Origin of the sequence: Microvirga tunisiensis (assembly GCF_009296175.1) — a bacterium.
Taxonomy (GTDB): domain Bacteria; phylum Pseudomonadota; class Alphaproteobacteria; order Rhizobiales; family Beijerinckiaceae; genus Microvirga; species Microvirga tunisiensis.
The window spans coordinates 1-5344 of record NZ_VOSK01000382.1 but is presented as its reverse complement, the minus strand read 5'-3'; the positions used below and the strand labels follow the sequence as shown (position 1 = coordinate 5344).

Annotated in this window: 4 protein-coding genes; all 4 read left to right on the top strand. The window is 57.0% G+C overall.

Annotated features, from left to right (window positions below; genetic code table 11):
* Nucleotides 1-439 precede the first annotated feature (439 nt).
* The 4 genes from FS320_RS37275 (at nucleotide 440) to FS320_RS37260 (ending at nucleotide 5206) form a co-directional block, all read left to right on the top strand.
* Nucleotides 440-859: a DoxX family protein gene (locus tag FS320_RS37275; protein ID WP_152717346.1), complete on the top strand. Its 420-nt coding sequence runs from the start codon at nucleotides 440-442 to the stop codon at nucleotides 857-859.
* A 296-nt stretch (nucleotides 860-1155) separates the two neighbouring features.
* Nucleotides 1156-1446: a hypothetical protein gene (locus tag FS320_RS37270; protein WP_152717345.1), complete on the top strand. Its 291-nt coding sequence runs from the start codon at nucleotides 1156-1158 to the stop codon at nucleotides 1444-1446.
* Nucleotides 1447-1852: 406 nt separating this feature from the next.
* Complete coding sequence (locus FS320_RS37265; protein WP_162003369.1) at nucleotides 1853-4159, top strand: EAL domain-containing protein; 2307 nt, start codon at nucleotides 1853-1855, stop codon at nucleotides 4157-4159.
* Between the two features lie 282 nt (nucleotides 4160-4441).
* Nucleotides 4442-5206: a LuxR C-terminal-related transcriptional regulator gene (locus tag FS320_RS37260; RefSeq protein ID WP_152717343.1), complete on the top strand. Its 765-nt coding sequence runs from the start codon at nucleotides 4442-4444 to the stop codon at nucleotides 5204-5206.
* Nucleotides 5207-5344: the final 138 nt, after the last annotated feature.

Here is a 5344-nt window from a genome sequence, read left to right as displayed (position 1 = left end):
ACTTCGCATCTGGTACCGAGGCCCCGTCCAATGGGGATCAATCCACTTGCAGATCCCGCACCGCTTCGAAGTGCCGTCACAAGAGACGGCAGGCCAACCGGTCAAAATCACTGTGTCGAGGATCTAGCGTATCGTGCTTAAAAGGTGGCTCCGGTTTTTCGCGGATGCGACCCTTCGGTTCGCCCCGAACGGCCCCTGGAGAAGCTGACATGAATCTCCCGTCGGGCAAGGTTAGATCGTCTCAAGGGCGGAACCGGAGGCCTCAATTTCACGTGAACTACATGAAACAGAGTATCATTGACGAGTCTACCCGGAGCCGGGAGGAGGAACTTCGGGCATGAGAGCGATGTTCGTCTTTCTCATCTGCGATATAACCCCGAGCGGCAGAGACTTGAGCTCGCCTTAGGATGCAGACCGCAGGCAGGAGGTCCTTATTCGCATGTCCGCTGCTCTCGACCGTTGGTCGCCCTACGCCTTGGCCGTCCTGAGGATCGTCACGGCGCTGATCTTTATGGAACACGGAACGCAGAAGCTGCTCGGCTTTCCGGCTCCTCCGGAGAGTGGAACGCCGCCACTCTTCTCGCTCTTCGGAATCGGCGCTATCCTCGAGCTCGTCGGAGGCTTTCTGCTCCTGATCGGGTGGTTCACTCGGCCCGTCGCCTTCCTTCTCGCCGGCGAGATGGCGGTGGCCTATTGGATGTTTCATGCTCCCCAGAGCCCATACCCGGCGCTCAATGGCGGCGATGCGGCCATCCTGTATTGTTTCGTGTTCCTGCTGTTCGTCTTTACGGGACCGGGCGCATGGAGCATCGACGGTGCGAGACAGCCGACGGGGCCACGTCATTCCTGGGGGCGCTGATCCTTGCTTTCAATATTGACGACAATGTGCGGCGTCGGAGGGCCCTGATCCCTCGAGACGCGAGCAAGCCCGCTCCTCAGGATGCGGGCTTGTGTGCGCCAATCTTTGGGGACATATGCTTCGGGACGGCCGTACTTCACAAAGCCTGCCTAACCCGAAAGAGGCGGGTCACATTCCCGCTCCCAGCGACTATTCTCTGGAACGGTTTTCATGAACCGTTCGTTTTTCATGCGGGCCCATGACCTCCGCTTCAGAAGGAGATAAAGCAGGGCTCGTTTGTTGCGTAGGAGTAGGATATGGCCGAGATCATCGCGTTCAAGGATCTCAAGAAAATCGCCGACCGGTGCGAAGTGCTGACGCTGTTCGAGCCCAAGAGGCCTGCAAAATCGAAATCCCGCTCCGAGCCCAAGTCCTTCGAGTTCCCAAGCTCCCGTCCCTTCATCTCCGGAAACCTGACGGATCTTTTCGAGCAGGCGAACGCTGTGGCCATGCGTCACTACGATGGTGATCCGAAGGTGCCGGCCATTGTCGCCGAGAAATGCATGGAGCTTATTCAAGCCTTGGAAGATTATGCCCAGCCGGAGTGATTTTAAGGTGCTCCGAAGAAAGAGATATACGTTACTTGGCGTGTAAAGCAGAGCCCGGCCAATCGTTCCCGACGTCTCGATTGGTTAATTTGAGTAATTTCTGATTAACATCCTTCCTGTTGCAGATGCGCTATACGTGAGAAAATTCATTAACTGTAAGATGCAAAGCATCCGGGCCCCATATCCAGTTCATTGACTTTGTGGCACGATTGTTGGAATTTACATTCTCAGCATGATACCTGTGGCAGGTTGGGTTGTTGCCGCAAATTGCGCAACTCAAAGGCATGATGCCATCCTGTCAGGTCGGTGCAAATCCGGCAGTTTCCGATTCTCAGAAATCCTTCAATGCGATCCTGCCGTTGGCCTTTTTGGTCTAACCAACGCCGGGAGTCGCTCCGGTGTCGACGTGTTGAAGACTATTATTTCAATTCTTTCCATTCATCGTGCGGGTTTGCCTTTCGTCCGCAGCGTCGTTCTGCCTGTTCTGCTCGTCGCCATGGCAACCCTGTCTCTCGGAGCGGCTTCGATCCTCTGGGCCGTCCACAAGAGCAACGATGTCTCCGCCGAGCGCCAGCTTCGCATGACGGACCGTAGCATCCGGGCCGTAGTTCAGGAGCTCGCTCAACAGCAGGAAATGGTTGCCATCTGGGATGACGCGATCGTGGAGCTCAACAAAAGCCCGATGGATCTCAAATGGATCGATGCCAATATTGGGGTTTGGCTCAGCCGAACATTCGGTCAGGAAGAAGTCTATATCCTGAACGACCGCAATGAGCCGATCAACGCTGTGATTGATGCGACGCGCGTCTCGAACCACGAATTCGAACGTATCCGGAGCAGTATCAGCGGCCTTGTCGCGGGCATTCGTGGGGCACCGAATTCGCTGCACAAAGACCACGCTGCGGAGAACGCCCAGGCACCATACCTGATAACGGGAAGAGCCGTTTATGATGCACATCTGCTGGAGCTGCTCGGCCGGCCAGCGGCTGTGAGCGTCATGAAGATCATCCCCGAGTCGGACGCTGTGCCGTACCCTCATGACAGGGAATTTCTCCTGGTCGGCATCCGGTATCTCGACGGAAACTTCATCAGGCAGATCTCAGAACGGAATTTGATCGAGGGGCTGCGCTTCGCAGTCGTCGACAATCCAAAATCAGGTGAGATATCGGTGCCGATCAGGTCCGACGTGGGCGATCTCATCGGCTATTTCATCTGGAATCCGGAATTGCCGGGAGATCATCTTCTCAGGGATGTCGGGCCGACGACCGCCATTGCCGCCGCCATCATCCTCCTTCTGCTCGTCGCATTGGTGCGGCGTCTGAAGCAATCCATGTCCACACTGGAAAGAACCGTTCTTGAGCTGAAGGCGAGCGAGGCTCAGGCCCATCATCTGGCCTTCCACGACGTGCTGACCGGATTGCCGAACCGGGCTCTGTTCGAGGATCGGCTCAACCACGCCATTGCGCGCAGGCAGGACGGCGAGCGGATCGTCGTGATGATGCTCGATCTCGACCGCTTCAAGCATGTCAACGACACACTCGGACACCCTGCCGGCGACAGCCTCATCCGCGATTTCTCGGTTCGTCTGTCCAAGCTCATCGGGGACCAGGACACCATCACCCGGTTGGGTGGAGATGAATTTGCCATCGTTCAGGTCTGCACGGCAGGAATGGAGGGGCCTGAAGCGCTTTGCGACCGGATCCTCGCCATGGTTCATGAGCCGTACGACGTCATGGGCAGTCAGGTCTTTGTGGGGACCAGCATCGGCCTCGTGCTTGCTCCTGAAGCCGGAACGGATCGAAGTGAGCTTCTGAGAAAGGCCGATATTGCCCTTTACCGCGCCAAGTCCGAAGGGCGGAATTGCTATCGGGTCTTCACGCCGGAAATGGATGAGACTGTCAATCTGCGCAGGATCATCGAAGAGGAGCTTCGCATTGCGCTTACAACCGGCGAAGGGCTCGAAGTCGCCTATCAGCCGCAGATTGCGATGGGCGATAACTCCATCGTCGGCGTCGAAGCTCTTGCTCGCTGGCGGCACCCGACGCGCGGATACATCCCACCAAGCCAATTCATCCCGGTTGCTGAGCAAACCGGCTTGATCGTCCAGCTGGGCGAGTGGGTTCTGCGTCAGGCCTGCCTCGCCTCGCAGCGCTGGCCGGATCTGTTCGTTTCCGTCAATCTTTCCCCGATTCAGTTCAGAGCCAACGACTTTGCCAATCACGTGATCTCCATCGTCCGTGAATGCGGAGCGGATCCTTACAAGATCGAGCTTGAGGTGACCGAAAGCGTTCTTCTGGATGAAGAGTGCGGGACGGCCGATGCGCTCCGTGCCTTACGAAATGCCGGACTCCGCATTGCCTTGGATGATTTCGGCACGGGCTATTCGAGCCTGGGCTACCTTCACCGGTTCGAGGTCGACAAGATCAAGATCGATCGCTCATTCACCCAGAGTCTGGGGCAGGGAACCAAGGCTGCTGCTGTCATCAAGGCGATCGTATCGCTCGGGCACGCCATGTCTCTGACCGTAACGGCCGAAGGCGTCGAGACGGAGATTCAAAAGAATTTCCTTCACACGGCAGGTTGCAACGAGATGCAGGGCTATCTGTTCTCAAAGGCGCTCTCGCAGGAACAGATCACGCGATTGCTGATGCAGTCATCCTCAAAAAAGATCCAATGTTACGCTGGCGGTTCACCGATTTTCGAAGCCGGCTGAATCCGTCGCATCGTGGCACGATGAAGCTCACTATTCGGTTGTACAAACGAGCCTGCTAATCCATTCCGGAAACCCGATGGGCGGAGAGTTACCCCTTTCGGGGCCATGGTATCAAGGAACTAATGCCTGTACCGATTGTTGTCGCCAAGCCTGATCCTATCGCGGATCGGCTTCCTGGATCCGACACCTTTCGACCAAGGCTATCCCGCCTCACGTCACATGCGAATGGCGTCACGATCCTGCACCGTACATCGCTGAAAGCTATCAGGGGGCACAGCAATCATGAGACACGATGTTGTCTATAAGGAGCAGATTCTTCCCATTGCTCAGGACCCATACCAGAATGTCACCACGGTCCTGATCTGTCAGAATCTCCTCCTTCGCACCGGCATTAGCCATATCCTCTCCGGAACGCGCTTCATTCTTACGAAAGAGTCTTGCGACGATATGGCGAGCCTGCCCGCATTCACCAACAATGTGCCCATGCTCTTCATCATCTGCGAGAGCCGGCCGACGGGCGAATACGCCGCGGCAGTCGAACAGCTGAAGGCGCAGTACCCATCCGCCCGGGTGGTTGTTCTGGCCGATGCAATGGAACCTGAAACGGCCATGCAGCTCTGCCGCGCAGGCATGGACGGGTTCTGCCCGACGAGCATGGGCCGGCATGCTTTGGTCAAAGCCCTCGAGATCGTGATCCTTGGCGAAACTTATATTCCCGCCTCGATAGGGCTCATGCTTCTCGATCAGATCCGGCAAGGCCGGGCTCATCCCGACAACGGCTTTGCCTTTGCGCCGGCCAACGATCCTGCGATGCTTCTGAACAAGCTGTCGGATCGGGAAGCCCAGATCCTCCGTTGCCTCACCCAGGGAGCTTCGAACAAGGTGATCGCACGGGAGCTCGGCGTGGCGGAGGCCACGGTGAAAGTCCATATCAAAGCCATCCTGCGGAAGGTGAAGGCCTCCAACAGAACCCAGGCGGCCATGTGGGCGACCGGCCATCTCAGCTTCTCACAGGATAATGCTGCCTCCCTGGCTGCGGGCGAATGAGAATAGTTGCTAGCCGTTCTTATGCACGAGAGGGCTGGAGAGGGCTGGCGGATGTAGCTTAAGCGCTTGAAGCAGCGTAGGATTTGGTTGCTGAGACCAACCCCTGCCACCGATTGCACTGTGCCACACCCGCCATGA

Coding starts and splice junctions, on each gene's coding strand:
- FS320_RS37275 (WP_152717346.1), top strand. CDS start 440: ATGTCCGCTGCTCTCGACCGTTGGTCGCCCTACGCCTTGGCCGTCCTG.
- FS320_RS37270 (WP_152717345.1), top strand. CDS start 1,156: ATGGCCGAGATCATCGCGTTCAAGGATCTCAAGAAAATCGCCGACCGG.
- FS320_RS37260 (WP_152717343.1), top strand. CDS start 4,442: ATGAGACACGATGTTGTCTATAAGGAGCAGATTCTTCCCATTGCTCAG.